Source organism: Acidobacteriota bacterium (assembly GCA_016712445.1).
Classification (GTDB): Bacteria; Pseudomonadota; Alphaproteobacteria; order Caulobacterales; family Hyphomonadaceae; genus Hyphomonas.
Genome location: JADJRB010000001.1, coordinates 1,466,813 through 1,485,030 on the forward strand (window position 1 = coordinate 1,466,813; position 18,218 = coordinate 1,485,030).

The 18,218-nt window shown below is 67.6% G+C and carries 16 protein-coding genes; 9 read left to right on the plus strand and 7 right to left on the minus strand.

What is annotated here, in order from left to right:
* Nucleotides 1–26: 26 nt before the first annotated feature.
* Complete coding sequence (locus IPK75_07510) at nucleotides 27–1,517, plus strand: response regulator (protein MBK8198200.1); 1,491 nt, start codon at nucleotides 27–29, stop codon at nucleotides 1,515–1,517.
* The gene (locus IPK75_07515; protein MBK8198201.1) at nucleotides 1,514–3,250 is read left to right on the plus strand and encodes an MFS transporter; all 1,737 of its coding nucleotides are present in this window, start codon (nucleotides 1,514–1,516) and stop codon (nucleotides 3,248–3,250) included. The genes IPK75_07510 and IPK75_07515 overlap by 4 nt, the downstream gene beginning before the upstream one ends.
* Here the strand turns inward: IPK75_07515 and IPK75_07520 are convergent.
* Nucleotides 3,247–5,523: an NADP-dependent malic enzyme gene (locus tag IPK75_07520; protein ID MBK8198202.1), complete on the minus strand. Its 2,277-nt coding sequence runs from the start codon at nucleotides 5,521–5,523 to the stop codon at nucleotides 3,247–3,249. The two genes, IPK75_07515 and IPK75_07520, sit on opposite strands and share 4 nt — an antisense overlap.
* Nucleotides 5,524–5,655: 132 nt before the next feature.
* Here IPK75_07520 and mutS point away from each other — a divergent pair, with 132 nt between their 5' ends.
* Nucleotides 5,656–8,343: a DNA mismatch repair protein MutS gene (gene mutS, locus IPK75_07525; protein ID MBK8198203.1), complete on the plus strand. Its 2,688-nt coding sequence runs from the start codon at nucleotides 5,656–5,658 to the stop codon at nucleotides 8,341–8,343.
* A gap of 4 nt (nucleotides 8,344–8,347) precedes the next feature.
* Here mutS and IPK75_07530 read toward each other — a convergent pair whose 3' ends face one another.
* The gene (locus tag IPK75_07530; protein ID MBK8198204.1) at nucleotides 8,348–8,755 is read right to left on the minus strand and encodes a helix-turn-helix transcriptional regulator; all 408 of its coding nucleotides are present in this window, start codon (nucleotides 8,753–8,755) and stop codon (nucleotides 8,348–8,350) included.
* A 103-nt stretch (nucleotides 8,756–8,858) separates the two neighbouring features.
* The gene (locus IPK75_07535) at nucleotides 8,859–9,545 is read right to left on the minus strand and encodes a VOC family protein (protein ID MBK8198205.1); all 687 of its coding nucleotides are present in this window, start codon (nucleotides 9,543–9,545) and stop codon (nucleotides 8,859–8,861) included.
* A 96-nt stretch (nucleotides 9,546–9,641) separates the two neighbouring features.
* On the opposite strand from IPK75_07535, the gene IPK75_07540 reads away from it, so the two are divergent.
* Complete coding sequence (locus IPK75_07540; GenBank protein ID MBK8198206.1) at nucleotides 9,642–10,811, plus strand: alpha/beta hydrolase; 1,170 nt, start codon at nucleotides 9,642–9,644, stop codon at nucleotides 10,809–10,811.
* A 3-nt stretch (nucleotides 10,812–10,814) separates the two neighbouring features.
* On the opposite strand, the gene IPK75_07545 is transcribed toward IPK75_07540, so the two are convergent.
* The 3 genes from IPK75_07545 to IPK75_07555 are packed head-to-tail and all read right to left on the minus strand — an operon-like array spanning nucleotide 10,815 to nucleotide 12,896.
* Nucleotides 10,815–11,174, minus strand: a complete 360-nt coding sequence (locus IPK75_07545; protein ID MBK8198207.1) for a hypothetical protein — start codon at nucleotides 11,172–11,174, stop codon at nucleotides 10,815–10,817.
* A gap of 27 nt (nucleotides 11,175–11,201) precedes the next feature.
* Nucleotides 11,202–12,152 carry a glutathione synthase gene (gene gshB / locus IPK75_07550; protein ID MBK8198208.1) on the minus strand — a complete coding sequence of 317 codons (951 nt, stop codon included), beginning with the start codon at nucleotides 12,150–12,152 and terminating at the stop codon, nucleotides 11,202–11,204.
* Between the two features lie 39 nt (nucleotides 12,153–12,191).
* Nucleotides 12,192–12,896: a BON domain-containing protein gene (locus IPK75_07555; GenBank protein ID MBK8198209.1), complete on the minus strand. Its 705-nt coding sequence runs from the start codon at nucleotides 12,894–12,896 to the stop codon at nucleotides 12,192–12,194.
* Nucleotides 12,897–13,090: 194 nt separating this feature from the next.
* Here IPK75_07555 and rsfS point away from each other — a divergent pair, with 194 nt between their 5' ends.
* The 3 genes from rsfS (at nucleotide 13,091) to IPK75_07570 (ending at nucleotide 15,508) form a co-directional block, all read left to right on the plus strand.
* On the plus strand, nucleotides 13,091–13,495 hold the full coding sequence (rsfS, locus tag IPK75_07560; protein MBK8198210.1) for a ribosome silencing factor: 405 nt from the start codon (nucleotides 13,091–13,093) through the stop codon (nucleotides 13,493–13,495).
* Nucleotides 13,496–13,498: 3 nt separating this feature from the next.
* Complete coding sequence (locus IPK75_07565; protein MBK8198211.1) at nucleotides 13,499–13,963, plus strand: 23S rRNA (pseudouridine(1915)-N(3))-methyltransferase RlmH; 465 nt, start codon at nucleotides 13,499–13,501, stop codon at nucleotides 13,961–13,963.
* Between the two features lie 246 nt (nucleotides 13,964–14,209).
* The gene (locus IPK75_07570; GenBank protein MBK8198212.1) at nucleotides 14,210–15,508 is read left to right on the plus strand and encodes an ABC transporter substrate-binding protein; all 1,299 of its coding nucleotides are present in this window, start codon (nucleotides 14,210–14,212) and stop codon (nucleotides 15,506–15,508) included.
* On the opposite strand, the gene IPK75_07575 is transcribed toward IPK75_07570, so the two are convergent.
* Nucleotides 15,505–16,308 (minus strand): LytTR family transcriptional regulator, encoded by an 804-nt coding sequence (locus IPK75_07575; protein ID MBK8198213.1) that lies wholly within the window; start codon nucleotides 16,306–16,308, stop codon nucleotides 15,505–15,507. The genes IPK75_07570 and IPK75_07575 overlap by 4 nt on opposite strands.
* A 238-nt stretch (nucleotides 16,309–16,546) precedes the next feature.
* On the opposite strand from IPK75_07575, the gene IPK75_07580 reads away from it, so the two are divergent.
* A complete protein-coding gene (locus IPK75_07580; GenBank protein MBK8198214.1) occupies nucleotides 16,547–16,981 on the plus strand; it encodes a DUF2306 domain-containing protein in 435 nt (144 codons plus the stop codon).
* Between the two features lie 69 nt (nucleotides 16,982–17,050).
* Entirely contained in the window at nucleotides 17,051–18,217 is a 1,167-nt protein-coding gene (locus tag IPK75_07585) for an alkaline phosphatase family protein (protein ID MBK8198215.1), read from the plus strand.
* Nucleotide 18,218: the final 1 nt, after the last annotated feature.

The window sequence follows — 18,218 nt, forward strand, 5'->3', positions numbered from 1 at the left end:
CAGGCTTTCCGGGCTAGATTCGCGCCATGACATCACCTTCAGACAGCCGGCCGGAGGGCGAATCGCCTGAACAGGCGTTTCTCGCCACGGCCAGCCATGAAATCCGCACGCCGCTCAACGGCATACTCGGCACGGTTTCGCTGCTGCTGGAAACCGACCTGTCGCCGGCCCAGCGCGAATATGCCGAGACGATCCGCCTGTCCGGCGGCCGGTTGCTCGACCTGCTCAACAATGTGCTCGACTATGCCCGGCTCGACGCGTCCGCCGTCGAACTCGAATCCGAGAGCTTCTGTCCGCTGCATCTGGCCCGGGAAGTTGCCGAACTCCTCTCTCCGCGCGCCCATGCGGCCGGTCTCGACCTTGCTGTGCGCTGCCAGCAATGGCCGGTCCCCGTCTACGAAGGCGATGCCGGACGCCTGCGCCAGATCCTCTTCAACCTTGTCGGCAATGCCCTGAAGTTCACCGCCCGGGGCGCCGTGCTGGTCGATGTCGTGCCGCGCGCGAACGGGCTCACGGTGCATGTGCGCGATACCGGTCCCGGAATTGCGCCGCAGGACCAGGCGCGGCTGTTCGAGGCCTTCCGCCAGACCGCCACCGGCGATGCCTATCGCGAAGGCGGCGTCGGCCTCGGCCTCGCCATCGTCAAGCGCCTCGCTGACCTTCTCGGTGGCAATGTCCGCGTGTCGTCCGGACTGGGGGAGGGGGCAACTTTCACCGTCGACATCCCGCTCCGCAGCGCCGACGTGCCGCCGGTGCATGATGCCTCGCGCCTCGGGGGCCAGATCGGGCTGGCCGGCTTGCCGCCGGCGACGGCCCTTTCGCTGGCCGCTGCCATGGCCGGACTTGAGACGGAAGTTACCCAGATCGACCTCGGCTCGGGCCACGTGCCCGGCGGCATCGATGTGCTGCTGGTCGGCGCGGACCTGCCTGAGGCGATGGTCGCGGCGCTCGCCCGCAAGGCGCCGGCGCTTGTTGTGCTGCGCCCTGAAGACCGCGGCGCCATCGGCCGCTTCCGCCAGCTCGGCTGCCGGGGCTGGCTGGTCCGGCCGCTCCGGATGTCGTCGGTGGCCGAGCGGATCGTGCTCGCCCGCAGCGGGCGCCAGGTCTCGGACGAGCCGGAAAACGAAGGCGGCGGCGGCCGCGTGCTGATCGCCGACGACAACCCGATCAATGCCCTGATTGCACGGCGCGCCTTGGAATCGGCAGGATTTACCGTCAGTGTGGCGGCAACCGGACGCGAAGCGCTGGATGCGGCGGCGCAGATGGCGCCCGACCTTGTTCTGATGGACCTGAGAATGCCGGTGATGGATGGATTTGAAGCCATGAGACACCTGCGGTCCGCAGGCCTGACAGCGCCGGTCATTGCGGTCTCGGCCGAAATGACACCCGATATCGAGCGCCGCGCCCGGGAAGCCGGCGCCAGCGGCGTCGCGGCCAAGCCGCTTGATGCCGAGGCGCTGCGTTCCCTCGCGCTGCAATGGACGGCCGGCGCGGGCCGTCTGACAGGCGCCGCATGACGGACCTCGCAGGGGCTGGCGCGCCGGAAAAGGAAGCGCCGCGTTTCATTCGCGCGTTGAAGGCCATGCGCGACCGCCGGATGGCGGCCATGTTCCTGCTCGCGCTTGCCGCCGGCCTGCCTTACGGCGCGGTGCTCGGTACGCTGAATGCCTGGCTGACGACTGAAGGCGTCTCGCCTTCAACCATCGGTGTACTGTCGATCGTCACCATCGGCTATGCGTTCAAGTTCCTCTGGTCGCCGGCCTTCCAGTCGGCGCACCATCCGTTTCCCTTGCTGGGTCCGCGGCGCACCTGGTTGCTCAGCCTGCAGCTGCCGATCGCCGGCCTCCTGTTCCTGCTCGCCTTCTCGAACCCCGGCGAGCATATCGGCCTCGTGGCCGTGATCGCCCTGTTCGCCGCGCTGTTCTCGGCGACCCACGACATCGTGCTGGATGCCTGGCGCATCGAGGTCGCGCGTTCGGATGAAGACAAGGACCTGATGGCCGCGCTCTACCAGTTCGGCTACCGGATCGCCGGTTTCATCACCGGCTTCCTCGCCCTGCTGCTCGCCCAGTTCTACGGCTGGGTGGTTGTCTATGTGATGATCGCGGCGATGATGGTGCTTGCCATTTCCGGCACGCTGCTGGCGCCCGAACCGGAAACCGAGACGGGGCCCGGCCACCGCCGCCTGACCTTCCAGGCCGGCCTGCCGGAACGCGAACGCACCTTCGCCACCTTACTGGTCGCCGCCGGCTGGATCGCCGCCTTCCTGATGATCGCGGGCTTTGTCATCGCCTCTTTCACGCAGGATCCGCCGCCGAAAGGCGGCGTGTTCGTTGCCGAGCAGGGACCATGGATCGTCGGCCTGACCGTGCTGCTGCCCGCCCTCGGCGCGCTCGTCCTGCTGCTGCGTCACGGGCGTGTGCCGGCCGAAATCGTGGACGGGCCCAGCGACGAGCCGCAGGTGAAGCGCGTCATCCGCGCGGTCTTCCGCTCGATTTTCGATCCGCTGATGGACCTGATCGGGCGTCTCGGCTGGGGCGCGCTGCTCGTGCTGCTGCTGGCGCTGACCTACCGCTTCACCGATTCCGTCTGGGGTTCTTTCGCCTATCCCTTCTATCTCGACGACCGGTTCGGCGCGCTCCACCATTCGATGGCGGACGTCGCGGTGGCTTCAAAATTCTTCGGTGTGCTGATGACCGTCGCAGGCGCCGCCATCGGCGCGGTGGTCATCAGCTTTGTCGGGCGCATGCCGGTGCTGGTGGCCGGCGCAGTGCTGGCGGCGGCGACCAACCTCCTGTTCGCAGACCTGTCGCGCGGCGGGGCCGGCATCGATGCCTTCCTCGAGTGGACGCACATCGCAGAGCCGCTGCGGGCCTTTGCGGGCTGGGCGGCGCACATCTCGCCGGAAGGGCAGGGCGCCGATGCCGGAGACCGGATGGCAAGACTGATGATCGCAATCTCAGGCGAAAACCTCGCTGGCGGATTCGCCAGCGTCGCGGTCGTGGCGTTCCTGACCTCCGTCGTGAACCCGCGCTTCGCGGCGGTGCAATATGCGCTGCTCGCTTCGCTCACCATGCTGATCGGTACGCTCGGCCGGCCCTGGCTCGGCGCCATGATCGAGACGGAAGGCTATTACAGCGTCTTTATACTGACGTTCTGGCTCGGCGGCATCGCCGTTGCCCTGTCGGTCATCGAGTGGGTGCGGCAAGCCCGCCTGCCGCCCGCGCCCGAAAGCGCCGCCGCGCCTTAGCCGCTGTGAACCTGGTCGATGTCAAACGCGGCCAGCGCGGCGAGATCGACGATGTCGCCGACCGTCGCGCCGAGCGAGGCAATCTGCACCGGCTTCTCGAGGCCCAGCAGCATCGGACCGATGATCGTCGAGCGGCTCATCTGTTCCAGCAGGTTGGTCGCGATCGAGGCCGAATGGATCGCCGGCATCACGAGGATGTTGGCGGGCCCGGTCAGGCGCGAGAACGGATAGAGCAGCTTGTGGTTCGGGTTCAGGGCCACGTCGGCATTCATGTCGCCTTCGTATTCGAAGTCGAGACCCGGCGTGCGGTCGAGGATGCACACGGCCTCGCGCACCTTGTCGCCGCGTTCGCCCATCGGATTGCCGAAGGTCGAGTATGACAGGAAGGCCACGCGCGGCGTGAAGCCGACGCTGCGCACCGCGCGCACGGCTTCATGCGCGATGTTGGCGAGCGTGGGACCGTCGGGCAATTCATTGACGCTGGTATCGGCGATGAAGATCGTCTTGCCCATGTTGATCACCATCGACATGCCGATCACGGCTTGTCCGGGGATCGGATCGAGCACCAGCAGGGCATCCTTCAGCGCGGCGTCATAGTTGCGCGTCACACCGGTCACCATGCCGTCGGCATCGCCGTTCTTGAGCATGCAGCATCCGAAGATGTTGCGGTCCTGGTTCACGAGGCGCTGGGCGTCGCGTTTCAGGTATCCCTTCCGCTGCAGGCGCTTGTAGAGCATGTCGACATAGACGGGATTGTTGTCGGACAGGCGGGCGTTGATGATGTCGAGCGCGCCGGCCGGCACGCCCATCTGTTCCATCGTCGCCTCGACCTGCGCTTCGCGCCCGATCAGGATAGGATGGCCGAGGCCCTGGTTCTTGAAGCTCCACGCGGCGCGCACGACCGCAGGCTCTTCGCCTTCGGCAAACACGATGCGGCGCTGCACTTCGCGGCAGCGCGCCTGCACGCCTTGCAGGAAGGCAGCCGACGGGTCGGCGCGGCGCACCAGGCTCTGGCGGTAGGCATGCATGTCGGCAATCGGCTTGCGCGCGACGCCGGTATCCATCGCGGCCTGCGCCACCAGCGGCGGCACGAAGCTGATCAGGCGCGGATCGAACGGTGTGGGGATGATATAGTCGCGGCCAAAGGTCGGACGGGCGCCGTGATAGGCAGCGGCCACTTCATCCGGCACGTCCTCGCGCGCAAGTTCGGCAAGCGCCTGCGCGGCGGCGACCTTCATCTCCTCGTTGATGCTCCGTGCACGGACATCCAGCGCGCCGCGGAAGATGTAGGGGAAGCCGAGGACGTTGTTGACCTGGTTGGGATAATCCGACCGGCCGGTGGCGATGATCGCGTCGTCGCGGACGGACTTGATGTCTTCCGGCGTGATCTCCGGGTCCGGGTTCGCCATCGCGAAGATGATCGGGTTCTTGGCCATGGACTTGACCATGTCCTTGGTCACCGCGCCCTTGACCGACAGGCCGAGGAACACGTCGGCGCCCTTCATGGCTTCGGCCAGCGTGCGCTTGGTGGTTTTCACGGCAAAGGCGGACTTGAACTGGTCCATCTTCTCCTTGCGGCCCTCGTAGACCACGCCCGCCGTGTCGCACAGGAGGATGTTCTCGCCCTTCACGCCGAGATGGCGGATCAGTCCGGCCACGGACAGACCGGCCGCGCCGGCGCCCGAGACGGCGACCTTGACGTCCGACATCTTGCGCCCGGTGATATGGCAGGCGTTGATCAGGCCGGCGGCGGCGATGATCGCCGTGCCGTGCTGGTCATCGTGGAAGACCGGGATGTCGAGTTCCTCGCGCAGCCGGCTTTCGATGATGAAACAGTCGGGCGCCGAGATGTCTTCCAGGTTGATGCCGCCCCAGGTCGCGCCGATGTTGCGCACCGTGCGGATGAAGTCCTCGGCGTCGCGGGTGTTCACTTCAATGTCGAAGCTGTCGATGTCGGCGAAGCGCTTGAACAGCACGGCCTTGCCTTCCATGACCGGCTTGGCGGCCAGCGGGCCAAGGTTTCCGAGGCCGAGGATGGCGGTGCCGTTGGAGATGACCGCGACGAGGTTGCCCTTCGAGGTGTAGTCATACGCGAGGTCTTCATTGCCGGCGATCGCCAGCACCGGGATGGCAACGCCCGGGCTGTAGGCCAGCGACAGGTCGCGCTGCGTGCCCATCGGCTTGGTGGGGGCCATCGAGATCTTGCCCGCGGTCGGGTGCGAGTGGAAGTCGAGGGCTTCCTGATCGGTGAAGCTCGGGCGCTGCGTGGTCATCGGGGCTCTGTTTCAGTTTGACGGCTTGGGAATCCCGTCTAGGCCGCCGTGCGGGCTGTGCCAACAGTCAAATCCGCACACATGCAGGCCCGGCTTTGCGAATCCCCCGCGCAAGGGCTAGCTTGCCGCGCCATGCCGGATACCGCCCCCAAATCGCTGCCTGCCGCAGAGCCGACGCCGTTCATGGCGCAGTACCTGTCGATCAAGGCGCAGCAGCCGGATGCGCTGCTGTTCTTCCGGATGGGCGACTTCTACGAGTTGTTCTTCGACGATGCCGTGACGGCGGCCGGCGTGCTCGACATCACGCTGACCTCGCGCGGCGAGCATGACGGGGCGCCGATCCCGATGGCCGGCGTGCCCTACCATGCCGCCGAGGGCTACCTCGCGCGCCTGATCAAGGCGGGGTGCCGGGTGGCGGTCTGCGAACAGACCGAAAGCCCGGCCGAGGCCAAGAAGCGCGGCTCCAAATCGGTGGTGCGCCGCGAAATTGTGCGCGTCGTCACGCCGGGCACGCTGACCGAGGATACGCTGCTGCCGGCGCGCCAGGGCCAGGCGCTGGCGGCGCTGGCCTTCACGGCGCAGGGCGAGGCGGCGCTGGCGGTGTGCGACGTGTCGACCGGCCTGTTCGAACTTGCGGCGCTTGATGCGGCCCGGGTGGCCGACGCGCTGCTCGCGTGGCCGCTCAGCGAACTCTTGGTGTCGGAGGCGGACCGCAGCCGGCCGGCCGTTGCGGGCCTGCCCGAGGTGACAGCGGTGGCAATCACCGAACGCCCGGCCCGAACGGCCACCGCGAAAGCGGGCGAGGCGCTGCTGAAGGAAACGTTCGGGGTCGCGGCGCTCGACGGGCTCGGCGACTTCAGCAAGGCGGAATGCGCGGCGGCCGGCCTGTTGCTTGACTATGTGAAGCTGACCCAGGCGGGGCGCCCGGCGCGCCTGTCGGTGCCCCGGCGCGCCCATCCGGCCAGCGCCCTGCTGATCGACCCCGCCACCCGCGCGAGTCTCGAGATCGACCGGTCCTATGCGCGCGGCCGCGAGGGCACGTTGCTCGCCGCCATCGACCGCACCATCACGGCGCCGGGCGCGCGCCTGCTCGCCGCGCAGCTCGCCCGCCCGTCGCGCGACCGTGCCGGGATCGAGGCGCGCTACGATGCCGTCAGCTTCTTTGCGGGCGAGCGCACCGTGCTCGGCGACACGCGCGCTGCGCTGAAGGCGGCGCCGGATCTCGAGCGCGCCTGCATGCGCCTCGCGCTTGGCCGGGGAGGGCCGCGCGACCTGCAGGCGCTGGCGCAGGCGCTGGCCGCCGCCCGCAAGACGGCCGGTATCCTGCGCAATTCCGGCGCGGCGCTGCCGCCGCTTCTGGCGCGCGCGGCGGAGGTGCTGAGCCTGCCGGCGCCCGGCGGTCTCGCGGCCCTCGGCGCTGACCTGACGGCGGCCCTGGTTGAGACGCCGCCGGTGCTCGCGCGCGACGGCGGGTTCATCGCGGCCGGCTGGAATGGCGCGCTCGACGAGGTGCGCACCTTGCGCGATGGCAGCCGCCGGGTGATTGCCGCGATGCAGGGCCGGTATGCCGAGGCCACCGGAATTGCCGCCCTGAAGATCAAGTTCAACAATGTCCTCGGCTATTTCATCGAAGTGCCGGCCCGGCTTGCCGACGCGATGCTGAAGCCGCCGCTGGCGAATGATTTCATTCACCGCCAGACGATGGCGGGCGCGGTGCGCTTCTCGACCACCGAGCTTGCCGAACTGGCAGGCCGGATCAGCCGCGCCGACGAGGAAGCCAAGGCACTGGAGCTGGCAGACTTCGAAGCATTCGGCGTGCGCGTGTCGGCCGAGCGCGAGGCGCTGGCCGAGGTGGCCGCCGCGCTCGCCGCCGTGGATGTCGCCGCGGCGAATGCGGTCTGGGCCGACGAGGCCGGGGCGGTTCGCCCGGTCATCGAGGTGGCGCCGGTTTTCGAGGCGAAGGGTCTTCGTCACTGCGTGGTCGAGGCCGCGCTGCGGCGGGACGGGAAAGGCTTCACCGCCAATGACCTGAGCCTCGATGCCGGGGCGACGTCGGCGCCGCGCTTCCTGCTGGTTACCGGACCGAACATGTCTGGCAAGTCGACCTACCTGCGCCAGGCGGCGCTGGCCGTGATCCTGGCGCAGGCCGGGTGCTTCGTGCCCGCAACCTCGCTTCGGCTTGGCCTTGCCGACCGCGTCTTCTCCCGCGTCGGCGCTTCCGACGACCTGTCGCGCGGCCGCTCCACCTTCATGGTCGAAATGGTCGAGACGGCCGCGATCCTCAATCAGGCGACGCCCGAGAGCTTCGTCATCCTGGATGAAGTCGGGCGCGGCACCGCAACCTGGGACGGCCTTGCCATCGCCTGGGCCGCCGTCGAACACCTGCACGCGCAGACCCGGTGCCGCGCCGTGTTCGCGACGCACTATCACGAGCTGACGGCATTGGCCGCCGAACTGCCGGGCGCTGCGAATGCGAGCCTCAAGGCGCGCGAGTGGAAGCATGACCTGATCTTCCTGCACGAGGTGCAGCCGGGCCCGGCCGACCGGTCCTACGGGGTGCAGGTGGCGCGCCTCGCCGGATTGCCGAGGAGCGCGGTGGCGCGCGCCGCGCAGATCCTCAAGCAGCTCGAGGCGAGCCCGTCGGCGGCTGAAAGCCTGCCGCTGTTTGCGGCGGCCGCGCCGGAGCCGGAGGCCGGGTTGCCGCCTGAAGCCGAGGCCGTGATGGCGGCGCTCGCGGCGCTCGATCCCGACGGGCTCAGCCCGCGCGATGCGCTGCAGGCCCTGTATGAGTTGAAAACGCTCGGCAAGCCGAAGGCGTGAAGCCTCAGCGGGCGCGCAGCGCCATCGCTTCGAGCACGCGGACGACGGCCTGCAGGCTTTCGACATCGCCGATTTCCTCGACGAGGCGGCGGGCATCGCGTTTCAGGTCGTGGGCCTGCAAGTCGCGGCCGCGGGTGCCGTCGGGATTTTCGGCGATCTCGAACGGCTCGTAGAACCAGCCGATCGGCCGGCCGAGGGCCTGCGCAATTTCGAGCAGGCGGCCGGCGGACATGCGGCTATGACCGGCTTCGTATTTCTGGATCTGCTGGAAGGTGACGCCGAGCAGGGCGGCAAGGCCTTCCTGCGTCAAGCCCAGTTCGCGGCGGCCCTGGCGCAGGCGCTGGCCCACGAACCGGTCGGCATCGGTCGGCTTGCGCGCCTCATGGGCGGGCGAGGTGTCGGCTTTCGCCATGATGGGGCCCTCCGGCGTTTACATACCGGAATGCAACCCGCAGGCCAGATACGACCTGAACGGGCAGAGCAGCTGTGTTTCGCCGGAAAACCGCGGGCGGGTGTCAGGCGGTAACCTTTACCGGGGCCTCGAACTTCGTGACTTTCAGGATCACGTCATCCGGGGTGGCAATCATCGCCTGGTACATGGCCTCGGGGTAGGCCTGATGCGGCTTGGCCGGATCATAGGGCGGCTGCTTCACGCGGCCACCTTCGCCGGCATAGGCGTCCGGCGTGACATAGGTTTCGAGTTCGGCCTTGCTGATGCCGACCTTCTCGACCACGGCGGGATCAATCCAGAGCTTGGGATCCACCGCGACGGTCGAGCAGGCGACTTCCAGGGTCAGCTGGTCCGGCCCGGCAAAATAGATCGAGTGGCACATGCCATGGTCCATCGGGCCGATGACGTTGATGCCCTTGGTGCGGATCCGGTCGCGGATCGCGTAGAGGTCGTCCAGCGTGTCGACGCGGAAGGCGAGGTGCTGCATCGTTCCGGGTGCGGACGGACCGGCGCCGGTGCCAGCATGGGTGACGCCAAGCTGGATCGGGATGTCCTTCACTGCGGGCAGCTGCACGATCGAGAAATAGGAATGGTCGTCCATGTGCAGGAAAGCGTGAATGCCGCCCGGCACGCCGTGCATGTCGAACAGGGCCGAGAGCTGGAAGCCCATCACATCCGAGAAGTAGGCAATATGCTCGCGGATGTCCGCAGCCATGATCGCAATATGGTGGATCCCGTTCGCCTTGATCATCGCGTCTTTCTCCCTTGACCCTGCGGCCACATGGACACGGCCGTTCTTGGCAATAATGTGCGCGCAATAATCAAAAGGGGCAAGGAGGCACACTTCATGGTTGGCGCTACGGAAATCACCCGTGAACCCTATCTTGTCATCCACAAGGACCCTTCCGGTTTCAAGGACGTGTATGGCGGGGCAGGCGACAATATCGCCGCCGAATGCATGCGCATCTATCCGGCCGGTACGAAAGCCGACAGCGTCGTCATCTTCAGCCATCCGATCGGCGGCGGCTCGTTCTTGCCGCTGGTCTCGGCCCTCGCGCGCGGCGGCCAGCATGTGATCTATTGCAACACGCGCTACCGCGGAAACGACACCGCGCTGATCATGGAAAAATGCATCTCGGACCTTGGCGCCTGTATCGAACATGCCCGCACCCGCCTCGGCTACAAGCGCGTCATTCTCGGCGGCTGGTCGGGCGGCGGGTCATTGTCGCTGTTCTACCAGGACCAGGCCCAGCGCCCGACGCTCACGCACACGCCGGCGGGCGATGCCTATGACCTGACGAAGAAGGCCCTTCCGCCTGCGGACGGTATCATGCTGCTGGCGGCGCATGTGAGCCGCGCGATCACGCTGACCGAATGGATCGATCCGTCGATCACCGACGAGACGCGCCCGTTCGAGCGCGATCCGGCGCTCAACATCTACGATCCGGCCTGTCCGGCGCAGCCTCCCTATACGGATGAATTCGTGGCCCGCTTCCGGGCTGCCCAGCTCGCCCGCAACCGGCGCATCACGGCCTGGGTGCAGGAGACGCTGGAAGGGCTTCGACGCAAGGGTGACACCAATGCCGAACGCGCCTTCACGGTGCATGGCACGATGTCGAACGTGTGCTGGACCGATCCCACACAGGAGCCCTCCGACCGGCGGCCTCATACGTGCTATCTCGGAGAGCCGCGCATCGCGAATGACGGACCGGTCGGCCTCGCGCGGTTCACGACGCTGCGCTCATGGCTGTCGCAGTGGGGGTACGATACGACGAATGCGGACGGTCTCGGCAATGCCTCGCGCGTTGCCTGCCCGGTACTTGTCATCAACAACACGGCCGATCTTGCCTGCACGCCGAGCCATGCGCGCCGGCTGTTCGAGGCCGTGGGGCATGCCCGCAAGTCCTACAAGGACATTCAGGGCGCGGATCATTATTACATCGAGCGCCCGGACTTGCTGCCCGAGGCGGTGCGGACGTGCGCCGAGTGGCTGGAAGCGGAAAGCCTGGCCGGCTGAGGCTTATTTCTTTTCCGGGATCCGGATCAGGTCGTCCTCGTCCGACTCCTCGGGCGTGGCCAGCGGATCGTGCGGGGCGTCTTCGATGTCGATGCCGAGATCCTGCACGCCTTCGAAATTGCCGCCGGTCTGGCTCGGGCCGACGATCAGGCCGGTGCCGGTATTGGCGCTGGAGCCGACGATCGGGCGGGCCTGGCTTTCGCCGGAGCGGCCGAGATTGAGGTTCAGCGTGCCTTGCACTTCGGCGGCGGGCGCCGAGGCCACTTCGGCCGGCGCGGCTTCATCGGCGGCGCCAACGGTGTCGGAACAGGCAGTGCCCACGCCCGCAAGCGTGAACAGGAGAAGGGCAGTGATCGGTTTCATCAGCATTCCTCAAGCATGACGCCGCAGCTATCCGACTGCAAGCTTCCTTTCCACAACGTCCCAGAATTTGGCAGTTGCATCAATGCCCGAGAGGCGTTTCAGGGCCTGCAGGCCGGTCGGTGAGGTGACGTTCACTTCGGTCAGCCGGCCGCCGATCACGTCGATGCCGGTGAGCAGCAGGCCGCGGCGTTTCAGTTCCGGCCCGATCACCTCGCAGATGTGCTGGTCGGCGGCGCTGAGTTCGGTCGCCTCGGCCGTGCCGCCGACGACCAGGTTCGAGCGGACCTGACCGGCCTTGGGGCGCCGGTTGATTGCGCCGACCGGTTCGCCGTCGATCAGGATGATGCGCTTGTCGCCCTCCGACACCGCCGGCAGGAAGGCCTGCACCATCACGGGTTCCGAGTTCTTGCTGAAGAACAGCTCGAGGAGGGAATCGAGGTTGGAATCGTCCGGCGCGATGCGGAACACGCCGGCGCCGCCGTGGCCGTAAAGCGGTTTGACGATGATGTCGCGGTGGCGGTCGCGGAAGGCGTCGATGGCGGCGCGGTCGCGGGTGACCAGCGTCGGCGGCATGATCTCCGGGAACATCAGCGGGAAGATCTTTTCCGGGCTGGAGCGCACGCCGGCCGGATCGTTGAGCACGAGCGTGCGGCCGGAGATTTCCTCCAGCAGGTGGCAGGCGGTGATGTAGCCCATGTCGAAGGGCGGGTCGTGCCGCATCAGGATGACGTCGACGTCTTCGGCGAGGTCGAGCGTCAGCGCTTCGCCGAAGAGGCCCGGTGTCTCGCGCACCCGCTGGACGCGGGCGGGGCGGGCGCGGGCGGTGAGACGACCTTCGCTCCAGGCAAGGTCGCCCGGCCCGTAGACGAACAGGCTGGCGCCGCGCGCCTGCGCGGTTTCGGCCAGGGCAAAGGTGGTATCACCGTCGATATTGACCCGCTCGAGCGGGTCCATCTGGATGGCTATGCGCAGTGTCACGCGGTTTCGCGCCCCCGTTGTGACGGAAGGCGCGCCCGGTCAGCGGCTTCCTGTATCGTAACTCGCGCCGTGCAGCTCGGGCATCGGCTCGGTCGTATATGAAGCGTCGGGGGTCGATTGATAAGTGGTATCAGGAACTTCTGTCGCAACTGGCGCAGGCGGGCGGCTGGCGGCCTCGCGGATCCGGACGTAGGAGACGACCTGCTTCACCCCGCCGACGACCGAGGCTTCCTCGGCAGCGGCGCGCAGCTCTTCCGGGCTGCGGGCAAGGCCCATCAGGTAGACGACCCCGTCATAGGTCTCGATGTTGAAGTTGACGCTCTTGACGGTGCTCGACCCGATCAGGCGCGACCGGACCCGGCCCGTGATGATCTCGTCCGAGACGTTGGCCATGAAACCGCCCGGCGGCTCGATCCGGATCTCGTTGGCGACATCGCGGGCACGCGAGGAGCTCCAGGCGATGCCTTCGGCATAGGTGCGGTCGGCCGGGTCGTTGACCCGCCCGGACAGCAGCACGAGGCCGTTGGAGACCTCGACATCGACTTCGCCGAACTTGGCCCCGCTCTCGTTCAGCAGCTTGGCCTTGATCTCGTTGGAGGCGGTCGCGTCATCGAGCGCCTCGCCCATGGTCTTTTCCTGCACGGAGGTCAGGCCGACGGCGCCGGCCGTGCCGACGACCGCTGCGGCGCAGCCGGTGGTGGTGAGGGTCGCCAGAAGCAGGGGGAGGACGAATACGGTACGCATGCGGGGATCCTGGAAGTCACGGTGGAGAAAACTTCATTACCACCCAGATAGGGCGAAACGCGGGCATTCTCCTAATGAAACCCTGTATAGCTTATGAACGCCGGGGGCGGCAGGCCCGCAGCTGCGCCTTTTTGCTGGGCGCGGCGGCCTCCGCGTGGTAGGTTTGCCGTGCAAACGCCAAAGGAGCCCTTGCCCTGTCATCCGCCAAAAACCGGGTTGAGCCCCCAAAGAACGCCTCGCTCGCAGACATCAAGCTGCTGGCGGAGGCCCTGTCGAAAGTCCTCGAGGACGACAAGGCTGAAGACCTCGCCTTCATCGATCTCCAGGGCAAATCCTCCCTCGCAGATTTCATGATCATCGCCTCCGGCCGTTCCGGCCGGCACGTTTCGGCGCTCGCCGATCACGTGGCCCAGGAGGCCAAACGCCTGACCGGACGCCCGGCCAGTGTCGAAGGCATGGCCAATGCCGACTGGGTGCTGATCGACACGGGTGACGTGATCGTCCACCTGTTCCGCCCGGAAGTGCGCGAATTCTACAATCTCGAAAAAATCTGGATGTCCGACCAGTCGGCCCACCGGACGGCCCGCGCGTCGTCCTGACCGATGCGCCTGCAATGGGTCGGTGTGGGGCGCCTCAAGGATGGCCCCGAACGCAGCCTTGCCGATGACTATCTAGGGCGGGCCCAGCCGCTCGCCCGCCAGCTCGGCTTCCGCGGACCGGACGAACACGAGGTAGCCAGCGGCGGCGGCCTCGAGGCCGAAGGCGCCCGGCTGATCGCCCGCCTGCCGGACGGTGCCCGGTGCGTACGCCTCGACGAAGCCGGCGAAAACCTCACCTCCACCGAACTCGCCCGCCGGCTCGCCGCCTGGCGCGACGAGGGCCTGCGCGACGCCGTGTTCCTGATCGGCGGGGCGGAGGGCTATTCGGACGAGGTGCGGCGCAAGGTGCCGAAGACGCTCGCTTTCGGCGCCCAGACCTGGCCGCACCGGCTGGTGCGCGCCATGCTGGCCGAACAGGTCTACCGCGCGCTGACCATCCTGGCCGGCACACCGTATCACAAGGCCTGAAGGAGGGCGGCCCCGCGCCTGTGGGGGAACAGGCGGCGGGACCGCAGACGACCGGGCAGCGGAGGCACCCCGAAAGGGGCGGAAGCCGGTCACCTGAGCTATTTACGCGGGTCCGGCCGATTGGATCACGACCCCTCCCGATTTTCCGCCGGCCGGGCAGCGCCCGAATCTCGCGGTTGCCGGGCAGGGGACAAGCACTCTAAGGAATGTGCCGGGCGATAGGCGCCCCGGCAGGAGACGGCGCCGATGCGGGGCAAGTACATGTGGCGCATTTATGGACCGGTGATCGCGGTCGCGGTGCTCGGTTTTATCGTGGCGCTGATGCTGATGGACCCGGCGCCGCCGAAGAAGATCCGGTTTGGCGCCGGTGCGCCGGGCGGCGCCTACCATGAGTATGCCGAACGCTACCAACGCCTGCTCGCGGAGCAGGGCGTCGAGGTCGAACTGGTCGATACCGAAGGGTCGATCGACAACCTGCGCCTGCTGGAAGACGACTTCCTGGACGTGGCGCTGGTGCAGGGCGGGCTTGCCGGGCCGCCGGAACAGAAGGCGCTACGCTCGCTGGGCGGCCTGTTCGAGGAGCCGTTCTGGGTGTTCGTGCGCGGCGGCGTGACGGCGGATGATTTCGGCGACCTGAAAGGCGCGCGCCTGTCGATCGGACCGGACGGGTCCGGGACACGCGCGCTCGCGACCTCGTTGCAGGTGGCGTATGGCGGCGACTGGCCGAACAGCGCCCGCCTTGCCCTGTCGACCCGAGAGGCCCTCGCGGCGCTGCAGGCAGGCGAGGTCGATGCGGTCGCCTTCGCCGCGTCGGCAGATGCGCCTTACATCCAGACGCTGATGCGCGCCGAGGGTGTGCGCCTGCTGCCCTTCGAGCGCGCGCCCGCGATTGCGCGGCGCGAAGAGGGCTTGTCATCGGTCGTGCTGCTGCGCGGCATCACCGATATCGGCGCCGACATTCCGGCCCGCGATGTGCCGCTGCTGGCGGCGGTGTCGCAGCTGGCCGTGCGCGACGACCTGCACCCGGCGATCGAGGCGGTGCTGCTGGACGCGGCGCTGGCGATCCATTCCGAGCCGAGCCTGTTCTCGGCGGCGGGCCAGTTCCCGAACGCCGAGAATGCCGACATGCCGGTGAGCCGCCAGACCGTGAGGTTCTACCGGGACGGGCCGTCATTCCTGAGGCGGTACTTTCCGTTCAGCGTGGCCAATTTCCTCGACCGGGCCTGGGTGCTGGCGATCCCGCTGCTGACGCTGGCCTTCCCGCTGGTGCGCGCAGCGCCGCCGATCTACCGCTGGCGGGTCCGGCGGCGGATCTATGTCTGGTACAAGGACCTGCGCGCCCTCGAAGAGGAAGGCCGCGCCACGCCGGAAGGCGAGCCGCGCACCTCGGTGATCAGCCGGCTGGAACGGTTGCAGGCGGATATCGGGGAACTCGACGTTCCGCTCTCCTATACCGACGACCTTTACCGGCTGCGCAGCCATGTCGAGTTCGTGAAGCAGCTGCTGGGCGCGCCGGTGAGGGCGGCCCTTACCGCGCCGATCTAGGCGAGGCCGGCGGCCTTCACGGCGGGCATGAAGGTGCGCGAGACAGGTGCCTCCTTGCCGGAGGGCAGGACCAGCGCCAGCTTGCCGCCGCTGCGGCGGACATCCTTCACGGCGTTGCGGGCGACCCACCAGGACCGGTGCACCTGCAGGCCGCCGGCGCCTTCCAGTTCGCGCACGGCATCGGCCAGCCGCATCAGGATCAGGTCTTCGCCGAGGCTGGTGTGGACGCGCAGGTAATGGTCCTCTGACGAGACGGCATAGAGGTCGGCCTGCCGGAACTTCAGCGGCAGGCGGGAGAGGAAGGTCTCCGCCGGGCCGGCGCCTTCGGGCGCATCCGTGGGCGGCGGAGCGAGGATCGAGCGGTCCGCCATGAAACCGACGCCGGTCATCGCCGCCGAGATCACGCAGACGAAGCCGAACAGCGTGATGGTCCGGTTCAGCGGCGGGGCCTCGCCGTAATAGGCGAGGTCAAACAGCGCCAGCGTGAGGGTGACGGCGAGGGCGGCCGAGACCGCTGTGACCGCGAGGACGAGCAGCAGGGGCGCGCCGCGCCAGGCGCGTTCGAACAGGCGGCGGCCGGCTTCCGCCGACAGGCTGCCGACGAAGATCAAACCGATCCAGTAGGCCGCGCGCAGGATGAAGGCGGCCTCGCCAGTGGCGGAGAAGGGATTGATGACCGCCAGGAACAGGCCGGCGGCGGCATAGACGCCGAATTCCCTGAGGCGCCGGGGCCAGTCGATGTCCATGAGCGGGGTCTCGTGCTCCTGCAATTCGCGCTTCGCGAACGGTAATGGCGGCATTTCACGCAGGATTCCAGCCCGCCCGCGTAGTTGCGGTGGCGGGGCGGCGGCGAGGCGGCAAGGTTGGCCGGGCCGGACGGAGAGCCGTCCACAAGTCCATATGGAGCCATGCCCGATGACCGACCTGCCTGCCACCCGTTCCGCTGCCTCGTTCTCGTTTCGCCGCCTGCGCGAACGCCGGCCCTACACGCTGATCGTGCTGGCGGGGCTCGCAGGGTTCGCCTGGCTGTCGCAGTCGATGCTGGCTGCGGAAGGCTGGACCCACGTTCAGGTGCGCGTCGACCTGTCGCCTCTGCTCGAAATCCGCCCGGTGCTGCAGGCGCATATTGCCGGCGCGCTGGCCTCGTTCGTGATCGGCTGCGTGCTGCTGCTGGGCGTCAAGGGCCGCACAATGCACCGGGTGCTCGGATATACCTGGGTCGCCACCATGACCGTAACGGCAATCAGTTCGTTCTTCCTCACCGGCCTCAATGGCGACAGTTACGGATTCATCCACCTCCTCTCCGGCTGGACGATGATCGTGCTGCCTATGGGACTGGCGGCTGCCCGGCGGCGCAACATCCGGGTGCACCGCAAGGAGATGACCGGCCTGTTCGTCGGCGCGCTGCTGGTGGCCGGCCTGTTCAGCTTCCTGCCGGGGCGGCTGATGTGGCACCTGTTCTTCCAGGTGTGAGCGCGTTTCGGCCTTACGGGGGTTGCCGAACGTGGCTACAAGCTGCGCAGGGACCTTTGGAGGCACGCCATGAAGAGACTGATCTCGCTCGCAATCCTGTCGGCGCTGGCGGGATGCCAGTCCGCGGCCAAGCTGCCGCTGATCGGCGATGCCTTCGCGCCGAAGTCAGCCGAGGAAGCGCTCGAGACCTATTATCGCACGCTGCCGGACGACTTCTTCCCGCATGCGCCGAAGGGGGCTGCGATGCCCTCGCCGGAGACGGCCCTGACGCAGATCCTCGTGGCCTCCTGCCTCGACGAGGAGAAGGGCGACAGCGCCGCGATGCGTTCGATTGCCAAGGAGCAGGCCGACCTTTTCCTGATGATCGGCGACAACGTGTACGGCGACAAGAATGGCCCGGCCTATGTCAACAACCAGCCTGACCTCGACGAGCTGCGCGCGAGTTTCCGAGACCTCGCGGCGCGCGAGGATTTCAGGGCGGTGCGCGCGAAGTTCCCGATGATGGTGGCTTGGGACGACCATGACATGGGCGCCAATGATGCGGGCCGGGAATTCCCGTTCAGGAGACTCGCAGAACGTATCCACGAACGCTTCTGGGGGCTAGAGAACCAGGATGTCGGCGCTTATCCGGGCACGTACTATGCGCGCACCTTCGGGCCGGAAGGAAAGCGCACGCAGGTGATCGTGCTCGACACGCGCTTCTTCCGCTCGGCGCTCGCGCCGACGGACGAATGGAACAAGCCCGGCAAGGAGCGCTACATGCCCTCGGCCGATCCGGCGCAGGACATGCTGGGCAATGACCAGTGGACCTGGCTGGAAAACCGCCTGCAGGACAAGGCGGACCTTCGCCTGATCGTCTCGTCGGTGCAGGTGTTGCCGACCGTCCACGGGTTCGAGGCCTGGTCGAGGATGCCGCTCGAGCAGCAGCGCCTTTACCGGCTGATCCGTGAAAGCGAAGCGAACGGCGTCGTGTTCGTGTCCGGCGACCGGCACACGGCGTTCCTCTATGAGGACGACGCGGCGCTGGCCTATCCGGTCAGCGAGATCACGGCCTCGTCGCTGAACGTCGCCTTTGCCGAGACGACGACCGAAATGGACACGCGCCAGAAGGGGGAGGGCTACCCGCCCGAGAATTACGGCGCCATCGGCATCGACTGGGACGCCGGAACCGTCAGCCTGCAGATCAAGTCGGGCGCCGGCGAGACCGTGCGCGCGCACACCGCGAAGTTTCGCTGAC

What these genes read in the sequence shown, in the direction of transcription:
- IPK75_07510 (MBK8198200.1), top strand. Translation starts at nt 27, where the DNA reads ATGACATCACCTTCAGACAGCCGGCCGGAGGGCGAATCGCCTGAACAG.
- IPK75_07515 (MBK8198201.1), top strand. Translation starts at nt 1,514, where the DNA reads ATGACGGACCTCGCAGGGGCTGGCGCGCCGGAAAAGGAAGCGCCGCGT.
- IPK75_07520 (MBK8198202.1), bottom strand. Translation starts at nt 5,523, where the DNA reads ATGACCACGCAGCGCCCGAGCTTCACCGATCAGGAAGCCCTCGACTTC.
- mutS (MBK8198203.1), top strand. Translation starts at nt 5,656, where the DNA reads ATGCCGGATACCGCCCCCAAATCGCTGCCTGCCGCAGAGCCGACGCCG.
- IPK75_07530 (MBK8198204.1), bottom strand. Translation starts at nt 8,755, where the DNA reads ATGGCGAAAGCCGACACCTCGCCCGCCCATGAGGCGCGCAAGCCGACC.
- IPK75_07535 (MBK8198205.1), bottom strand. Translation starts at nt 9,545, where the DNA reads ATGATCAAGGCGAACGGGATCCACCATATTGCGATCATGGCTGCGGAC.
- IPK75_07540 (MBK8198206.1), top strand. Translation starts at nt 9,642, where the DNA reads ATGGTTGGCGCTACGGAAATCACCCGTGAACCCTATCTTGTCATCCAC.
- IPK75_07545 (MBK8198207.1), bottom strand. Translation starts at nt 11,174, where the DNA reads ATGAAACCGATCACTGCCCTTCTCCTGTTCACGCTTGCGGGCGTGGGC.
- IPK75_07555 (MBK8198209.1), bottom strand. Translation starts at nt 12,896, where the DNA reads ATGCGTACCGTATTCGTCCTCCCCCTGCTTCTGGCGACCCTCACCACC.
- IPK75_07565 (MBK8198211.1), top strand. Translation starts at nt 13,499, where the DNA reads ATGCGCCTGCAATGGGTCGGTGTGGGGCGCCTCAAGGATGGCCCCGAA.
- IPK75_07570 (MBK8198212.1), top strand. Translation starts at nt 14,210, where the DNA reads ATGCGGGGCAAGTACATGTGGCGCATTTATGGACCGGTGATCGCGGTC.
- IPK75_07575 (MBK8198213.1), bottom strand. Translation starts at nt 16,308, where the DNA reads ATGCCGCCATTACCGTTCGCGAAGCGCGAATTGCAGGAGCACGAGACC.
- IPK75_07580 (MBK8198214.1), top strand. Translation starts at nt 16,547, where the DNA reads ATGCTGGCTGCGGAAGGCTGGACCCACGTTCAGGTGCGCGTCGACCTG.
- IPK75_07585 (MBK8198215.1), top strand. Translation starts at nt 17,051, where the DNA reads ATGAAGAGACTGATCTCGCTCGCAATCCTGTCGGCGCTGGCGGGATGC.